Source organism: Nodosilinea sp. LEGE 06152 (assembly GCF_015207525.1).
Classification (GTDB): domain Bacteria; phylum Cyanobacteriota; class Cyanobacteriia; order Phormidesmidales; family Phormidesmidaceae; genus Nodosilinea.
The window spans coordinates 176,577-193,292 of record NZ_JADEWR010000010.1 but is presented as its reverse complement, the minus strand read 5'-3'; the positions used below and the strand labels follow the sequence as shown (position 1 = coordinate 193,292).

Annotated in this window: 14 protein-coding genes and 1 pseudogene; 7 read left to right on the top strand and 8 right to left on the bottom strand. The window is 57.1% G+C overall.

Annotation, left to right across the window (positions count from 1 at the left end; genetic code table 11):
• Positions 1 to 19: 19 nt before the first annotated feature.
• The gene (locus IQ265_RS15380; RefSeq protein WP_194055100.1) at positions 20 to 1,750 is read right to left on the bottom strand and encodes an ATP-binding protein; all 1,731 of its coding nucleotides are present in this window, start codon (positions 1,748 to 1,750) and stop codon (positions 20 to 22) included.
• On the opposite strand from IQ265_RS15380, the gene IQ265_RS15375 reads away from it, so the two are divergent.
• Positions 1,725 to 2,427 (top strand): IS1 family transposase gene (locus tag IQ265_RS15375; RefSeq protein WP_194052070.1). Its coding sequence is split into 2 segments (ribosomal slippage): positions 1,725 to 2,057 and positions 2,059 to 2,427, totalling 702 coding nucleotides; the frame shifts between segments, so codons are not numbered across the junction. The genes IQ265_RS15380 and IQ265_RS15375 overlap by 26 nt on opposite strands.
• Position 2,428: 1 nt before the next feature.
• On the opposite strand, the gene IQ265_RS15370 is transcribed toward IQ265_RS15375, so the two are convergent.
• The 6 genes from IQ265_RS15370 to ligA form a co-directional block, all read right to left on the bottom strand.
• Entirely contained in the window at positions 2,429 to 2,836 is a 408-nt protein-coding gene (locus tag IQ265_RS15370) for an ATP-binding protein (protein WP_194055099.1), read from the bottom strand.
• The gene (locus IQ265_RS15365; RefSeq protein WP_194055098.1) at positions 2,833 to 3,009 is read right to left on the bottom strand and encodes a hypothetical protein; all 177 of its coding nucleotides are present in this window, start codon (positions 3,007 to 3,009) and stop codon (positions 2,833 to 2,835) included. Before IQ265_RS15365 ends, IQ265_RS15370 begins: the two co-directional genes overlap by 4 nt.
• Before the next feature lie 19 nt (positions 3,010 to 3,028).
• Complete coding sequence (locus IQ265_RS15360; protein WP_347404973.1) at positions 3,029 to 4,441, bottom strand: DEAD/DEAH box helicase family protein; 1,413 nt, start codon at positions 4,439 to 4,441, stop codon at positions 3,029 to 3,031.
• Positions 4,442 to 5,181: 740 nt separating this feature from the next.
• On the bottom strand, positions 5,182 to 7,089 hold the full coding sequence (gene glmS / locus IQ265_RS15355; protein ID WP_194055097.1) for a glutamine--fructose-6-phosphate transaminase (isomerizing): 1,908 nt from the start codon (positions 7,087 to 7,089) through the stop codon (positions 5,182 to 5,184).
• 257 nt (positions 7,090 to 7,346) lie between these two features.
• Positions 7,347 to 8,609 (bottom strand): EAL domain-containing protein, encoded by a 1,263-nt coding sequence (locus tag IQ265_RS15350; protein ID WP_194055096.1) that lies wholly within the window; start codon positions 8,607 to 8,609, stop codon positions 7,347 to 7,349.
• A gap of 524 nt (positions 8,610 to 9,133) precedes the next feature.
• Entirely contained in the window at positions 9,134 to 11,218 is a 2,085-nt protein-coding gene (gene ligA / locus IQ265_RS15345) for an NAD-dependent DNA ligase LigA (RefSeq protein ID WP_194055094.1), read from the bottom strand.
• Between the two features lie 139 nt (positions 11,219 to 11,357).
• Here ligA and IQ265_RS15340 point away from each other — a divergent pair, with 139 nt between their 5' ends.
• From IQ265_RS15340 to IQ265_RS15330, 3 genes are read left to right on the top strand one after another with little or no spacing between them, the layout of a single operon-like run.
• Entirely contained in the window at positions 11,358 to 11,663 is a 306-nt protein-coding gene (locus IQ265_RS15340) for a hypothetical protein (RefSeq protein ID WP_194055092.1), read from the top strand.
• Positions 11,664 to 11,665: 2 nt separating this feature from the next.
• The gene (locus tag IQ265_RS15335; RefSeq protein WP_347404971.1) at positions 11,666 to 12,094 is read left to right on the top strand and encodes a type II toxin-antitoxin system VapC family toxin; all 429 of its coding nucleotides are present in this window, start codon (positions 11,666 to 11,668) and stop codon (positions 12,092 to 12,094) included.
• Between the two features lie 12 nt (positions 12,095 to 12,106).
• Positions 12,107 to 14,164: a prolyl oligopeptidase family serine peptidase gene (locus IQ265_RS15330; RefSeq protein ID WP_194055090.1), complete on the top strand. Its 2,058-nt coding sequence runs from the start codon at positions 12,107 to 12,109 to the stop codon at positions 14,162 to 14,164.
• Between the two features lie 58 nt (positions 14,165 to 14,222).
• Here IQ265_RS15330 and IQ265_RS15325 read toward each other — a convergent pair whose 3' ends face one another.
• A complete protein-coding gene (locus tag IQ265_RS15325) occupies positions 14,223 to 14,378 on the bottom strand; it encodes a PCP reductase family protein (RefSeq protein WP_194055088.1) in 156 nt (51 codons plus the stop codon).
• Between the two features lie 232 nt (positions 14,379 to 14,610).
• Here IQ265_RS15325 and IQ265_RS15320 point away from each other — a divergent pair, with 232 nt between their 5' ends.
• The 3 genes and pseudogenes from IQ265_RS15320 (at position 14,611) to IQ265_RS15310 (ending at position 16,612) form a co-directional block, all read left to right on the top strand.
• Positions 14,611 to 15,396, top strand: coding sequence for a dienelactone hydrolase family protein (locus tag IQ265_RS15320; RefSeq protein ID WP_347404970.1), 786 nt, complete (start codon positions 14,611 to 14,613; stop codon positions 15,394 to 15,396).
• A 159-nt stretch (positions 15,397 to 15,555) separates the two neighbouring features.
• Positions 15,556 to 15,756, top strand: a pseudogene (locus IQ265_RS15315) (hypothetical protein); the annotation flags it as partial.
• Between the two features lie 175 nt (positions 15,757 to 15,931).
• On the top strand, positions 15,932 to 16,612 hold the full coding sequence (locus tag IQ265_RS15310) for an actin-binding WH2 domain-containing protein (protein WP_194055086.1): 681 nt from the start codon (positions 15,932 to 15,934) through the stop codon (positions 16,610 to 16,612).
• Positions 16,613 to 16,716: the final 104 nt, after the last annotated feature.

Below are 16,716 nucleotides of genomic sequence, written 5' to 3'. Positions count from 1 at the left end.
ACTTACCCCATCCACCCCATTACCTCTCCACCTTCACCACCTCCGTCCAAGTAAACTCATTCGGGCTGCGCTTCACCAGCGGGTAGCTGCGCCCGTAGCGCTCCATCTCCTCCAACTCCGCATCCTCCTTCGCCGTGTAGTAGACCAGCACATACTCTGCCCCCACCGCAGGCTCCATCTCCCGCTCCACCTCATTCAGCCACTGGGTCTTGCTCACCAGCACCACCAGCTGATCCGCCAGGGTCGTAATCGCCTCGGCAATGTTGCTACGGTTCCCCGAGTCCAAACTGCCAAAAGGCGAATCCATCACAATCGGAAAGCCGCCCCCATCTAGCCCAATCGTCGAGTGCTTCTTGCTCCAGTAGCGCACCCGCTCAATCACACTGCCAATAAAAGCCAGACTGAGAATTTGATTTTGCCCCGTCGAAACCGCCACCGTTGCCTCGCCATCCAGGTTGGGGTCGATCAGCCGCAGCTCATAGTTCTCCGTCAGCTTCGGCAAGTAGGGCGTAAACGAAATCTTGCGAAAAATCTCCCGCACCTTCAGCTCCAGCACCGCTCGAAACTTGAGATCGACCCGATGCTTTACCTTATTCAGCCGAGCCACTGCATCCTGGGCCGCTTCGATTTGCCGCTTCACGCGAGCCTGTTCTTTATCTTTGGCCTTGTGGGCCTTGATCTGCTTATCGACCTCGGCGATCGCATCCTCTAGCCGCTTAATCTCATCCTTCAGCACCGCATCTTCCCGGTGGCGGGCGGTAATAGCCTGCTCGGTTTCCTCCAGCCGCCGCTCAATGCCCTGCACATTCACATCTTCATTGCCCTTAAGCTGGTCGCGGATGCCGCTGATTTGGTCTTGCAGGCGGGCAATGCGCTGGCGCAGGTTTTCAATGCTGGCTTGCTCCTGGTCAATTTCGGCCCAAAACTCAGGAATCTGCCGCTCCAGGCTTTCTACCTCGCCGCTCATTTTGATCACGGCCTCTTCCACATCCTGTAAGCCCCCTTTCCCCAGCCAAGTCTCCACCTCCCGGCGATTGGGGGTACCAGAGGTAAGCTGAGCACCGCAAATACAGGCTTCTTGGTCGAGTAGATCCTGCACAAACTGGCGCTTGATGCCCGCTGGCAGCTCGCCCTTGCGCCGCAGGTCAGCCGCTAGCTCCTTAAATTGAGTAATGGTGTCGCCCAAAAACACCATATAGCCCCGCGACGAAATGGTGCGTCGCAGGCGATCTTCGCTGCGGGCGAGTTGCTGCTCCAGGTCTTCCATCTGGCTTTGTAAGGTGTCGCGCCGCTGCTGAATTTCTTTCACCTTGTCCAGGTCGCGCAGTTGGGCGCTGTAGCGCTGCTTCAGATCTTCCTGGTTGAGCAGATCCTGCACGATCGCCTCGCGGCGGGTTTCTTTTTGGGCCTTTTCCTCTTCTAGTCCGGTTTTTTCAGACACCAACCGCTTGGTTTCGGTGTCGCCAATATCCCTCAGCTCTTTTTCGAGCTGTTTGCGGGCATAGTCGAGGTGGTTGATGCCCCGCTCCAGCATTTCCACACTCAAGAGGGTTTTAATGGCGGTGGCCATATCGGCCCGGTTTTCGGTTTTGACAATCTGCTCAATCCGCTCCCCATCAAAGAAGAAGTAACGGTGCAGGCTACTGGGCAGTACGCTGCCGATGGCGTCATCAATATCATCTTTTGGCGTTGCATAATTGAGAGATGAGTTAGGGTGATCTGCGATGCAATGTCCAGAATGTGGAGCCACTCACATCCGTAAGAATGGCAAGCGGAAAGGTAAACAAAACCACATCTGTGTAGCCTGCGGTCGTCAGTTTATTGAGGCCTATGAGCCTCACCGAGGGTACTCGGATGAGGTCAGACGCGAATGCCTCAAGATGTACGTTAACGGCGCTGGGTTTCGAGCGATAGAGCGAGTCAAAGGGGTGCACCATACGACGGTCATTACTTGGGTGAAGCAAGTGGGCGAACGCCTCCCCGATGCTTACGCCCCTGAAACGACGCCAGAGGTCGGCGAACTCGACGAGTTGGAAACCTTTGTAGGCTCAAAAAAACAAGATTTGGCTGTGGACAGCCGTTGACCACTTCAAAAAAGGAATCTTGGGTTGGGTCTTAGGCGACCATAGTGCCGAAACGTTTCAACCGCTTTGGACCCTGGTTGGCAGCTGGCAGTGTTACTTCTATGTCACCGATGGATGGACGGTGTATCCCAGCTTTATTCCAGCAGGCGATCAGATTGTCAGCAAAACCTATATGACTCGGGTTGAAGGAGAGAACACTCGATTACGGCACTATCTAGCCCGTCTGCACCGCAAAACGCTCTGCTACTCCAAGACCGTAGAAATGCTGGCTCACTCTGTTCGCTTGTTACTTCACTACCTCAAGTTCGGCGATGTGCCAGTCCCGTCAAGGTTCATCTCTTGATTCAGCAACGCCTATCATCTTTTTCTGGAACCAGCTTGCCGTTGATTTTGAGCTGCAAGACGCTGGGCTCTTCCAGAATTTGGCCAGTGGAGTCTTTTTGGGCCACACAGGAGCGCCGAGCCTGATATTCCTTGCCGTTGTGCTCAAACAGCACCTCGGCCCAGCACTCCACCAGGCTGCCCACGGGCACCTCTCCCAAAGCGCGGTTGTTGACCAGCGGGCCAGGGGCAAAGGCGGGGCTGCGCTGGTCGTAGAGCACCCAGGTAAACCCATTCAGCAAAGTGGTTTTGCCCGCCCCGTTGTTGCCGTGGACGACGGTAACGCTGCGATCGCTTCTATGAGCCAGCTCTAGCGTTACCTCGCCCCAGAACTGCCGAAAGTTAAACAGCTTCAGCGATAGCAGCTTCATTTGATCGTGTCCTTAATGATCTTGAGCACGTCGGCTCGAATGCGGGGGCGATCGCTCGACAAATTAGCTTTCTCCAGCCGAATCACCTCCCGAATGATGCGCTCCACCTCCGGGGGAGCCGTGGTAATTGGTTCTTCGATGTCTTCCTGGCTGGGGTTAGTGGGAGAAGGCATGGTGGGGTAGTGGGGTGGATCACAAATCTAACAAGTCATATCGTGCTTGCAGGGGATACAGAATTTTACGCGCTTCCCCAGCGTTCAGCGCCAGATCGGCAAATTCCACAAATCGGGTCAGCTCGCCGCGCAGCACCCGTCGCTCTATCTGCCAATATTCCCCGCCCAGATCGGGAGGCACCACCAGCATGTCAAACAGCTCGGCCTGGTCTTTGCCTGGCGATCGCCGCAAAATGCGCCCCCGCCGCTGAATGAACTGGCGCGGGTTGCTGCTGCTGGCCAAAATCACGGCGGTGCGAATAGCCGGAATATCCACCCCTTCGTCTAGACAGCGAATCGCCACCAGCCCCTTGAGATGCCCTTTTTCAAAGGCATAGCGCAGGTCATCCCGTTCGCCCAGAGTGGTCTCAGCAATGTAGGGCTCAACCTCGTAGCCCAGACGGTACTTTAACAGCTCTGTTACCGCCTCCAGCTGGCGTCGGCTTTCATCGGTAGTTTCGTCTTCTACCGAGCCATCGCCACAGTAAAACAGAGTGTGGTCGGTGTTGAGTCGATTAGCCATCAGTGCTCTCAACTGGGTGAGCTTGTTCTCGGCGGTGCAAATTAGCCTAGCCCGCTCAAACAGCAGTCGTTCTAGGGCCGTGTTGTCATCTCTGCCGCCAATGCCCATGGCCCGCCCAATAGCTACCGTCAGCTCGGCGTACCGCTCAACCTCCTCGGGGGTTAGCTCGATCAAAATTGGGGTGTAGGTGTACTGCACCAGTGCCCCCGCCTGAATCGCATCTCGTAGGGTAAACTCGGGCTCTAGCACTGGCCCAAAATAATCAAAGATGCGCTCTGTACCAACTTCATCAAATTGACGCTCTGGGGTCGCTGACAGGGCCAGCCGCAGCTTAACCGCCTCGGGTAGAGCGCTAGCGAGGTTCTCTGCGCCCAGATTGTGGGCCTCGTCACCAATTATCATCGCCAACTGGGGCAGAAACGTCAGCTGCGATTGCAAGGAAGCTTGGCGCAAGGTCGCGTTAGTGGTGATGATGGTAACGAAGGGCTGCCGTTCGCCCAGCACTGCTAAAAGCTGGGCTTGGAGTTCGCTTTGCCAAGTCTGCGCTCGATCAAAAGCCAGAACGGGGGCCAGATTAAATTTGCGGCATTCCTCTGCCCATTGGGTCACTAGATGGCGATAGGGACAGACAATCAGTAAAACTTTTAGAGGTTTATCCTGAGCTTGGCACTTTTGGTAGAGTGCTGCTGCGATCGCAAGCGCCGTAATCGTCTTGCCACTGCCCGTCGCCATCTTCAGCGTGCCGCACCCTTTATTGGCAAGCCAGTTGGCGATCGCCTGTTGCTGATAATCTCTCAGCACTAGCGAAGGGGGTGCGATCGGCACGCCAGGAATAATGTGGTATTGCTCAGTCGGATTAGCCGCTTTAATAGAGCCCTCAACTTCCTGGGCAAAATCAGGCGGATGATCCGGACACTTTTCCAGTAGTTTTCGTCGAGCCGCTTCAGGAAACTCCAGCACCTCCAGCTCAGGGGTGCGGTTTTGCCACAGCTCCTCAAAGTTCTCTAGCTTCTCAGCAATGCGATCGTCATCTCCAGGCTGCCAAGACCGAAAGACATCAATACATTCAAAGTTACATTCATAGGCCCTAGCACTCTCATTAGCTGAGCCAGCAAAAGCGACCTGGCTACCCTCAGCATCCGTAAAGATCCCCAGCTTTTCGTGATAAATGCCATAGTTTTGGAGATTCTTGACCACAGCAATTTTGATCTCAAGCAGACCATAGGTTAAAAGCCAAGACAGACAAGCGATGCGGTTACCCACAACGCCCTCAAAATCTTGGCTTAGCTCGCTCGTTAGGGCTGTGGTAATAACCTCTTCTCTCTCTCGCAGCCCCGACTGAATAGCGTCAATATCCTCTGGCGATAGGTGGGGGGAAGCGACTAGCCGCATTCGACCATTGCCGTGAACAAACTCAGTAAGCCCCTGAGCTGCTAAAGACAGTGAGCTACTGGAGAAAAACCCTACCGCCCTGTCGTAGGTGACTGACCGCTTTAGGCAAGGTACATAAAAATCCTTCAGCAAATTCTGGCGATTGCTGCGGTACTGGTTGCGAAAAGACAGGCCATGCAGGGACACGCAGAGGGCTCTCAACCTAGGGCTTATTTCAACTATTCTACTGTCACGCTCTTGGCGAGGTTGCGGGGCTGGTCAACGTCTAGACCACGCCGGGCGGCGATGTGGTAGGCCAGCAGCTGCAGCGGTATCACCGCCACAATTGGCGACAGTAGCTCATCCACCACGGGCACAGGCAGCAGGCGGTCGAAGGTGTCGGCGGCATCGGCATCGTTCATGGGCACCACGCCGATTAGCTGGGCGTCGCGGGCCTTAGCCTCCTGGGCATTAGAGAGCACCTTGTCGTAGACGCTGCCGGGCATGGCGATCGCCACCACGGGCACCTTGGCATCGAGCAGCGCGATCGGGCCGTGCTTCATTTCGCCCGCCGGGTAGCCCTCAGCGTGGATGTAGCTGATTTCCTTGAGCTTTAGCGCGCCTTCAAGGGCGATGGGAAAGTTGATGCTCCGGCCTAAAAAGATAAAATCTTGGGTTTCGTTGAACTCGTGGGCCAGCTCCTCGATGTAGCGCTCCTGGCTTTCGAGCACCTGCTCGATGTAGGCGGGCAGCTGGTGCAGCCCGTTGAGAATGGCCTCGATGCGATCGCCCGTCAGGGTCTGGCGGCGGTAGGCCAGGTCGATCGCCAAGAAGTAAAAGGCCATCACCTGGGCGGTGAAGGTTTTGGTGGCGGCGACGCCAATCTCAATGCCCGCGTGGGTGTCGATAATGTGGGGCACCAGCCGCGACAGCGAGCTTTCGGGCCGGTTGGTGATGCCCACCATGCGGGGGGCAAAGCGGGGGTCGGGGTGGGCGGCGCGGCGATTTTGCTCCATCTCCAGAGCGGCCAGGGTGTCGGCGGTTTCGCCCGACTGGGTGACGCCCACGGTGAGAGTGTTGGGGATGAGGGGAGTAGGCGAGTAGCGAAACTCGGAGGCGTACTGCACCATGACGGGCAGGTTAGCTAACTCTTCGATCAGGTATTTGCCCACCAGGGCGGCGTGCCAGCTGGTGCCGCAGGCCACCACTTGCAGGTGCTCTAGGCCGTCGAGCAGGGCGTCGGGCAGGCCCAGGGCAACGGGAGAAAGGGGAGCGCTGCCGCTGTCCGCCGTCCAGGCGCTGCTGATGTAGGTTTCGAGGGCGGTGCGCACCACGCCGGGCTGCTCGTAGATCTCCTTGAGCATGAAGTGCTTGAAGCCCTGCTTCTCCACCATGATGGGGTTCCAGTTCAGGGTGATGGGGTGCTTGCGCTGGCGATCGCCCGCAAAGTTGTACACCTCTACCCCCAGGGGCGTCAGGCTGGCCAGCTCGCCGTTTTCCATTGGCAGCACGGCGCGGGTGTGGGGCACGATCGCCGGGGTATCGCTGGCGCAGAAAAATTCGCCCTGGCCAAAGCCAATCACCAGGGGGGCCTGCTGGCGTACCACCACCAGCTCGTCGGGATAGTCGGCGGAAACGATCGCCAGAGCAAAGGCTCCGTGCAGCTGCTGACAGGCGCGGCGGGTAGCCTCTAGCAGGAGCGATCGGCCCTGGGTGTCGTCGGGGCTGAGCTGGCTCAGGTGCGACTCAATCAGGTGGGGCACGACCTCGGTGTCGGTATCGGAGGTGAACTCGTGGCCCAGCGCCTTGAGGGTTTCGCGCAGCTCGCGGTAGTTTTCGACGATGCCGTTCTGCACCACGGCCAGGCGACCGGAGCCATCGCGGTGGGGGTGGGCGTTATATTCCTCGGGCTTGCCGTGGGTGGCCCAGCGGGTGTGGCCAATGCCCAGACGGGCGGGGTTCTCTTCGCCGTCGAGCTTGTCTTGCAGGTTTTGCAGTTTGCCCTTGGCGCGCACGCAGTGCAACTCGCCTTCGAGCACGGTGGCGAGGCCTGCGGAGTCGTAACCACGATATTCGAGCTTACGCAGGCCGTCCATCAAAATATCGGTGGCGGGCCGGGTGCCGATGTATCCCACAATTCCACACATAGCGCTGTCTCCTTGGGGTTGGGTGGGGCTGGGCAAGTGCTGTGATCAAGCTGACTTTATAGGATACACGGTGGCCCGGTCGGTGCGATCGCACAAGCTACCGAATGGGCGACTGGCGGCTCTAGATGCCCTTGCCCAGTGCTGTGCTGCGCTAAAGGTTTAGGGTTTCAGGTGAACGGGGCAAGGACTGCCGTAGACCCGAAACCCGAAACCCATACTGACTCACCCCTGGCTCGGCGGGCTACGCGCCTACGTCACTAAAACAGCGCGGCGACTTCACCCAGAGGAAGCGGGTACCCCAGCAGATAGCCCTGGACGATGTTGACCTGGAGCTGCTGCAGGGCGGTTAGTTCGGAGGGCGTTTCGACGCCTTCGGCGACAATGTAGCTGTTGGTTTGTTGGGCAAACCCGACCAGGGCGGCGGTCAGCGCTCGGCGGGTGTGGTCGGTGTCGATGTTGCGAATGAGGCTGATGTCGAGCTTAATAATGTCTGGATTGAGCTGAAGAATATGGAGGAAACTAGCGTAGCCGGCCCCAGCATCGTCTACGGCCAGGCGCACGCCGCGATCGCGCAGGGGGGCCAGCCGTTCACCAAACTGCGAGTAGTCAGGAATGGCGACATGCTCGGTCACTTCTAGCACGATGCGGTGCAGGGGCACATCCTGAAGCACGCGGTTGACGGCACCGCTAAGAATGTTGTCAGGCGATACATTGACCGAGAGGTAAACATCGTCAGGAATGGTGCTCAGACCCTCTAGGGCTTTGGCGATCGCCGCCATTTCGAGCTGTTCGCTGCGGCCTACCTCGGAGGCCTCGGCAAACCAGATGTGGGGGCTGCGAATGGGCCGCGACCAAAACCGGGTCAGGGCCTCAAAGCCAATAATCTTGCGGTCGGCCAGGCGAACGATGGGCTGGTAGACAAGGGTAAACGCGCTGGACTCGAGCACGGTTGTCACTCGCTGAGCCATTTCCTGGTGTGCCTGGGCGGCGTCTAGCTCGCGCCCGATCTGCCGGGCGGTAAAGTCGGCAAACAGCTGCATAATCGACAGATCGCGATCGCCTAGGGAAGGGTTGGGCTGGGTGCTAAAGCAGCAAAAGGTGCCGTAGACCTGCCCGTTGCTCAACCGCAGGGGAATGCTGAGGTGAGCGCCTACAGGCAGGGCAGTAGTGGCCTCTAACTCCAGGGCGGCGGGAAGTTTGGTGGCATCGTGAATTAGCTGGGGCAGCCGACCGTCGACAACGCGCTGGCAGTAGCTCTCCTCCAGCGGGTCTGAGTCTCCTACGGCAATGGGCGTATTCTCTAGGGATGAATCGATGTAGCGAAATCGGCGTCTGCCTTCGACAAATTCCGCTACAAACGCCACCTCCATATCGAAGTGCAGGCGAATGGCGCACAGCGCGTCAATGACCACCTCATCGATCGACCCATTCCCCGAACTAGATGCCGATAAAAAAAGATAGGGGATGAGACTTAGATTGCTAGGTGTTGCCGTCGAGTCAAAAATCGATTTTTCGTCCATTGAGCAGTACTCCACCAGTACTCTAACCAGTACTCCACCGCAGTATTGCAAACGATTTCAAATGCAGGGAGGTCTAGGCGCTGCCCCCTGGTTGAACTCAAATCAGCAGCGCTGTCGAGCCAGTGCCTACCAATACGGGTTACTTTCGTCAACACCACAACCAGTAAGCTTTATTACTTAGAGCGACGATTTTGAGCCCGATGGCAGCAAGAAAGCACTACTCACGGCCATTTGTCTCCTATACATTATGGGCAATTTTATGCTGCTCAATTCAAACAGAAGGAGGAAATACATGCTGAAAAAGGCTAAAAGCACCTAAATCGAAACCGATTGTCATCAATAAAGCGATGGTTGCCCAATACTAGTTCGCCCTGGGATGATTCTCAATCTGTAGCTTTACTGAAGAAGCTGACAATAACTCGACCTAATTTCGCGGTTGGCCGCAACAGGTTTCCAGCCGTGGTCAGCCTGAAGATTCTGCTGATGGCCGGGGCTGTAATGATCCAAAGCTGACCGAAATTAGTCTAATCTTGCCCAATCAGCGCCAGCAGATCGGCCTCACTAAGAACCGCAATGCCCAACCCCTCAGCTTTGACCAGCTTTGACCCGGCTTTTTCGCCCGCCACCAGGTAATCGGTGGCCTTGCTGACGCTGCTGGTCACTTTGCCCCCGGCGGCTTCGATTAGCTCTGTGGCCTCAGGGCGAGTGAGGGTGGGCAGGGTGCCAGTGAGCACGAAGGTTTTACCGACTAGAGCACCAGCCTCGGCGGCCTGGGTTTGATCTTCATCAGCGGCTAGCTGCAACCCGGACTGGCGCAGGCGATCGATCAGGGTTTGGTTGGCGGGCACCTGGAACCACTGGCTGACGGCCTGGGCAATTTCGGGACCAATGCTGTGAACGGTTTCGACCTCGTGGGGGCTAGCGGCGGCCAGGGCGGCGGCGCTGGGAAAATGCTGGGCCAGGGTTTTGGCGTTGACGGCCCCCACGTGGCGAATGCCCAGGGCGTAGAGCACCGAGGCCCAGGGGCGGGTTTTGGAGGCGGCGATCGCCCCCAGCAGCTTCTCGGCCAGCCGCTTACCCATGCGATCGAGGGGGGCTAAGTCTTCTTCGGTCAGGCTGTAGAGGTCGGCGACGGAGTGAACCAGGCCCTGCTCCACCAGCTGCTTCACCCACTTTTCGCCCAGGCCCTCAATATCGAGGGCATCGCGCCGCGCCCAGTGGATAATCGCCCCCTGCACGATCGCGGGGCAGGAGATATTGATACAGCGGGTCACGGCCTCGTCGTCGGGCTTAACCAGGGCACTGTTGCACTGGGGGCAGCAGGTAGGCATGGCGGCCTTCACGGCATCGTCGGAACGCAGCTCGGCCAGCACCCGCACCACTTCAGGGATAATTTCCCCAGCTTTGCGCACGATCACGGTGTCGCCCTGGTGAATGTCGAGTTCGGCGAGGCGATCGGCATTGTGCAGAGTGGCGCGGGCAACGGTGGTGCCCGCCAGCTGCACCGGGCGCAGCTCGGCTACGGGGGTCACCGCCCCGGTGCGACCCACCTGAAAGCTGACGGCTTCGAGGATAGTGGGCACCTCCTCAGCGGGATATTTCAGTGCCACCGCCCAGCGGGGAAACTTTTGGGTAAAGCCCAGCTGCTGCTGCAGAGCAAAGTCGTTGAGCTTCACCACCACACCGTCGGTGAGGTACGAAAGCTGAAGTCGCCGGGTGGCCCAGTTATCGTAATAGGCCTGCACATCGTCAGCGGATTGGCAGAGCTGGCGGTTGGGGTTGACCCGAAAGCCGAGGGATTTAAGAAACTCCAACGCCTCCCATTGGGAAGTGGGCGATTTTAGATTTTGGGTTTTGGATTTTGGATCTTCCTCACGCTCTCCCTCGCTCTCCCAATTGCCCGCTCCTGAATACACGGTGTAGGCGAAAAAATCTAATTTACGGGCGGCGACAATGCGGGAGTCGAGCTGGCGCAGGGTACCGGCGGCGGCGTTGCGGGGGTTGGCGAACAGGGCTTCGCCCCGCTCGGCCCGTTCGACGTTAATCTGCTCAAACACATCCAGCGGCAGGAAGGCTTCGCCGCGCACTTCGACCACCGGGGGCGGGTTGTCGGTGTTTAGCCGCAGAGGTATGGAGCGGATGGTGCGCACGTTGGGGGTAATGTCTTCGCCAGCGATGCCATCGCCTCGGGTAACGCCGCGCACCAGCAGACCATTTTCGTAGGTGAGGGCCAGGGCATTGCCGTCAATTTTTAGTTCCGCCACATACTCAACCTCGCCAGCATCGGGGGCCTGCCTGCGCCAGCGCTCCTCCCAGGCGCGAAACTCGGCCAAATCAAAGGCGTTCTCCAGGCTGTAGAGGGGGATGTTGTGGCGAACGGAGGTGAACTGGGTGGCGGGCTTTTCGCCGACGCGCTGGGTGGGGCTGTCGGGGGTGACGAGTTCGGGGTGGGCGGCTTCTAGGTCCTGCAGCTCGCGGTAGAGGCGATCGTAGACTTCGTCGGGCAGGTCGGGGGCGTCGAGTACGTAGTAGGCGTAGCTGGCGGCCTGCAGCTGCGCCCTGAGGGACTGCACCCTGGCTGTGGTGGTGTTGTCTGCGGCCTGGTTCATGGCTCAGTTCTCTAAAATCGCCCGGTGGCTAGTGTAGCGCTGCTGTGGGCTCAGTGCAGCGCCATACCCTTCAGCAACCATATCCCCCGCCGTCCGAAGTCAATTGCGTACACTAGAGACACGGAAATCTGAGGCAGCTATGAATACTCAGCTAGTCAACTCTATTATTGAAGTAGTTCGAGCTTTGCCCATGGAAGAGCAAACTGCTCTACTGGAAACCCTCAACCGCCTGTATCAAACATTGGGGAATGGAGCCGCGATCGCAGCTGTCTCCGCAGAGCAGATATCTGGTCCAGCGCTTGAAGCAACCAGCGCAAATGATCACCCAGATCGGATTCGTCACACAGTTGTCCTTCAAATTGACGATCTACGCGCCAAATTGTTCAAGGAGCATGGCAACTTTTCTGACAGCACCGAACTGATTTGTGAAGATCGAGCAAGATAGCTGTGGCAAAAATTGTTGTTGATAGCAGTGTCGCCATCAAGTGGTTTATTCCTCAGAAGCATTCTGACAAATCTCGCCAAATTCTGAGCGCCTATCAAGAAGGAGAACTCGATTTACTTGTTCCAGATCTAATCTATGCAGAGATTGGAAATATTGTCTGGAAACTAAATAGGTTTCAGGAGCTATCCGAACAGCATGCAAAAGATATTTTAAAAACGTTTCAGTTGATTACCTTTTCAGTTACGCCATCCTCCTTGTTACTCAATGATGCCTACCACTTTGCAAGAGAATACCAAAGAACCGTGTATGACTCGCTATATGTAGCACTTTCCCTGCGTCATCAGTGCCTGTTTGTAACTGGCGACAGCAAACTCGTTAATGCGGTTAGCCCTGCGCATTCAAATATCGTAGCTATTGAAAATTGGTCTTAGCGATTAGAAATGATGACTTCCTCTACTTTTGCCTACCCCCCCAGCCCTCAGCACGACCAGGTTGATACCTACCACGGCGTGATGGTGCCCGACCCCTACCGCTGGCTTGAAGACCCACAATCGCCCGCCAGTCAGGAGTGGATTGCCGCGCAGAACACAGTCACCGATGGCTATCTGCAAACGCTATCGAAGCGAAGGGAAATCAACGATCGCCTCACCCAGATCTGGAACTACGAGCGCTACAGCACCCCCTTTAAGCGGGGCGGGCGATACTTCTACTTCAAAAACGACGGGCTGCAAAACCAGAGCGTGCTCTACACCCTGCCCAGCCTGGATGCCGAACCCCGCATGCTGCTCGACCCCAACACCCTGTCGGAGGATGGCACGGTGTCGCTCAGCGGCATGGAGGTGAGTGAGAACGGGGCCTACATGGCTTATGGCCTATCGAGCGCGGGGTCTGACTGGGTGGAGTGGCGCGTGCGCGACATTGAAACCGGGGAGGATACCGACGACCTGCTGAAGTGGGTGAAGTTTTCGGGAGCGTCGTGGAGCCACGACCACCAGGGCTTTTTCTACAGCCGCTACGACGAGCCCGATGAGGCAAGCAAGCTGGAGGCGGTGAACTACTACCAAAAGCTTTACTACCATCGCCTGGGTACGCCTCAAAGTGAGGATGTGCTGGTGTACGATCGCCCCGATCAAAAGGAGTGGGGCTTTGGTGGCGGCGTCACCGAAGACGGGCGCTATTTGATCGTTTCGGTATGGAAGGGGACTGACCCCAACAACCTGGTGTTTTACAAAGACCTGAGCGACCCAGAAAACCCGGTGGTAGAGCTGATTTCGGAGTTTGAGGCCAGCTACAGCTTTGTCGATAACGAGGGGGCGCTATTCTGGTTTACGACGGATCTAGATGCACCGAAGGGGCGGCTGATTGCGATCGATATTGCCCAGCCCAATCGCACCCACTGGCAGGAGATAATCCCCGAGAGCGACGACACCCTGGAGGGGGTGGGCATTCTCAACCACCAGTTTGTGGCCGATTATCTCAAGGATGCCTACACCACGATTCGCATTTTTTCGCTGACTGGAGAACTGGTGCGAGAGGTAGAACTGCCCGGCATTGGCTCGGCGGGGGGCTTTGACGGCAAGCGCGAAGATACCGAAACCTTCTACAGCTTTACCAGCTTTACGGTGCCGCCCACGATCTACCACTACGACATGGTGACTGGCAAAAGCACCCTCTACCGCCAGCCGAAAGTGGATTTTGACCCCAGTGCCTACACCACCACCCAGGTGTTTTACACCAGCAAAGACGGCACCCGTGTGCCGATGTTTATTACCCACAAAACCGGAATTGAGCTGAATGGGCAGAACCCGACGCTGCTCTACGGCTACGGCGGCTTCAGCATTTCGCTGACGCCGTCGTTTTCGGTCAGCAACCTGGTGTGGATGGAGATGGGCGGCGTGTACGCCATGCCGAACCTGCGCGGCGGTGGCGAGTATGGCGAAGAGTGGCACCTGGCGGGCACGAAGCTAAATAAGCAGAACGTGTTTGACGACTTTATTGCGGCGGCGGAGTGGCTGATCGCTGAGGGCTATACATCGGCGGCAAAGCTGGCGATCGCGGGTGGCAGCAACGGTGGCCTGCTGGTGGGAGCCTGCATGACCCAGCGCCCGGATCTCTTTGCGGCGGCGCTGCCTGCGGTCGGGGTGATGGACATGCTGCGGTTTAACCAGTTCACCATTGGCTGGGCCTGGGAGTCAGACTACGGCTCGCCCCAAAACGAGGATGAGTTTAAGGTACTCTACGGCTATTCGCCGCTGCACAACCTGAAGCCGGGGACGGCCTACCCAGCGACGCTGATCACCACGGCAGATCACGATGACCGGGTGGTGCCGGCCCACAGTTTTAAGTTTGCGGCGGCGCTGCAGGCGGCCCATGGGGGCGAGGCTCCGGTGCTCATTCGCATTGAGACGAAGGCGGGGCACGGGGCGGGTAAGCCGACGGCCAAGGTGATCGAAGAGGTGTCGGATAAGTGGGCGTTTTTGGCCGCGAATTTGGGGATGTAGTTATCCCTTATTTGGAAGGGCGAACGCCATTTGCCAAATACTGAGGTACAGGGCCGCCTCAGCCAAACTGCTTTTTGGCGGCCTCGTAAACCTCAGCGGTGATTTGCCCCAGGCCCTGGTCTTGGGCAAACTTTTCAATCTTCTTGCGGGCGGCGGGGCGCACGAAGAAGGGAATCTCCTTAAGTCGGGCTTCAGCGTCAGCAGTCCATTCCATAGGTAGAGGCGCAATTTTGCGTTGAGCTTCAAACTTCTTTACGATATCAGGGACTGGAGGCAGCGCTAGCTTGTTTGTGTCAGGTTTTGAGAAATGCCGATCGCGGCCTCATGCCCCAGAGCCTGCAGCTAGCTTAAACAGTCAACCTCAGGCCCTATTTTTCTTTCAAAAAAGAAAACTGTCGCTGAGGGCCTTTTAATTACCTGGGTTTGTCAACGCTAAGGAGATTGCAGTGATACGAAAATTTTGGCTGGTGGCGCTGGCCGCCGTAGTAACCACCCTGTTTGCAATGGGCCTAGCCCCGGCGGTAAAGGCTGATATTGTGGCTGAGCCAGTGGTGTACAGCATCAATGGGCAACCCTTTGAGGGCTACTTTGCCATCAATGAGGGCTTTGGCGACAGCCAGCCCGTGGTGCTGCTGGTGCACGACTGGGACGGCCTGGGCGACTACGAAAAACGCCGGGCTCAGATGCTAGCCGAGCAAGGCTATGCAACCTTTGCCGTCGATCTCTATGGTCAGGGAGTGCGGCCTACCAACCCTGATGAGTCGCGGGCTCAAAGCGGCATGCTTTATGCCGATCGCAGCACTATGCGATCGCGGCTGATGGCCGGTCTGGCTCAGGCTCAGGCTCAGCCAGGGGTCGATGGCAGCCAGGTGGTGGCAATTGGCTACTGCTTTGGCGGGGCAGCCGTGCTCGAAATGGCTCGCGCAGGCATGGATGTGGACGGGTTTGTATCGTTCCACGGCAGCTTTGATACCCCCGAGGGCCAAGACTACAGCCAAACGCCAGGCCGCATTCTGGTGCTTCACGGCTCTGACGACTCCGCGGCCCCCATGGCCGATGTCGTCCAACTCGCCGCCGAGCTAGACGCCGCCGAAGCTGACTTCGATATGGAAATCTACGGCGGCGTCGACCACGCCTTTACGGTGTGGAGCGATGCCAATCGCTACGACGCTATGGCCGATCGCCGTTCGTGGCGTGCCCTAATGACCTTTTTGAGCGAAGTCTTGGGCTGATACAGCCATCGCCAAACCGTTAAGACACAACGACTGGAAAATGTTTGACTGTCCCAACCGGGAGGGGTAAGGGTGGGGCCATCTGGACTAGAAGCTCTTGTTCTTTAGGCAGAAGCTTAATTTTTCATCGCCATGTCTCATCGCCATGCTCAGCTTTAAACCGAGGCCTATAACAGCACCCTCTTTGCCGTGCGCGGTATAGGGCCTCACTTTCTCGACAGCCAGGGTAACAACTGGGATGAAACCGTAGAGCTTTACTACAATCCCTCTACCGATGACAGCGGCAAAGACGAGCGCGGCCCCTGGAACTTCGAACCTAATTTTGATTACATTGCTGACCCAGCCGGTTCGCTCCGCTAGGGCTGCTCAGCCCTGGGCTAAAGCTACCTGGTGCCCAGGCCGACCCCTGTGCTTCCAGCATGGGCGATGGTCACGTCAGGGCTATCTTCAATGCCGACTTTATCCGACTTAATCTGCCCCAGGGGATGGCTATGCTCTGAGTGAGCTTTAACCGCTGTCTCTTGGGGTCAGATTTATGGAACATTTTTCAACCCTGCTTTTACTGTTGCGCGATCGCCCTACCTTTTTAGAAGAGGTGCGCCAGGGCAAGAAGATTGAGTCTAAAATTCTCTCGCTACTGGGTGTCAGCTCGCTATTTTTTGCTGTGTACGGGGCGATTGTTGGCTCGTCAAGCGGCTGGCAACAGCTGCTAGTGTCGATGGTCAAGCTGCCGGCCCTCTACCTGTTGACGCTGTTAATTTGTTTGCCAACGCTCTATTTTTTCGACATCTTGTTTGGCTCTAAGGCCGATTTTCGACAGTATGCGGTGCTGAGCCTCACTACCATTGCGGTAATTAGCGTTCTGCTGTTTAGTTTTGCTCCAGTTACCCTGTTCTTCTTAGTCTCCATTCGCAGCTACCACTTCTTCTTGCTGCTCAATGTAGCGATCTTTGGCCTGACGGGTTTCATCGGCGTGCGGCTGTTTTACTCAGGCATTCGCTCTGTTATGGACTTCACCGCCGACACGCCCAAAATTCGCAATCGACTGCTGCTGTTTTGGCTGGTGCTGTATGGTTTGGTGGGCAGTCAGTTGGGCTGGACCCTAAGGCCATTCTTTGGCTCACCGGGTCAGCCGTTTGAGCTATTTCGGGAGGTAGAAGGCAATTTTTACGCCCAGGTAATCAACAGCATTTTTACGCTGTTGTCCGGTGGCTAAACCTGGAAATTGGGCTGGCTGAGAGCCCCGTATGGGGGGCTTGGTAAGCCAGCAGAATAGTTAGTAAGGACGACTGACAAACTGTTTTCTCCCAACTCAAACTT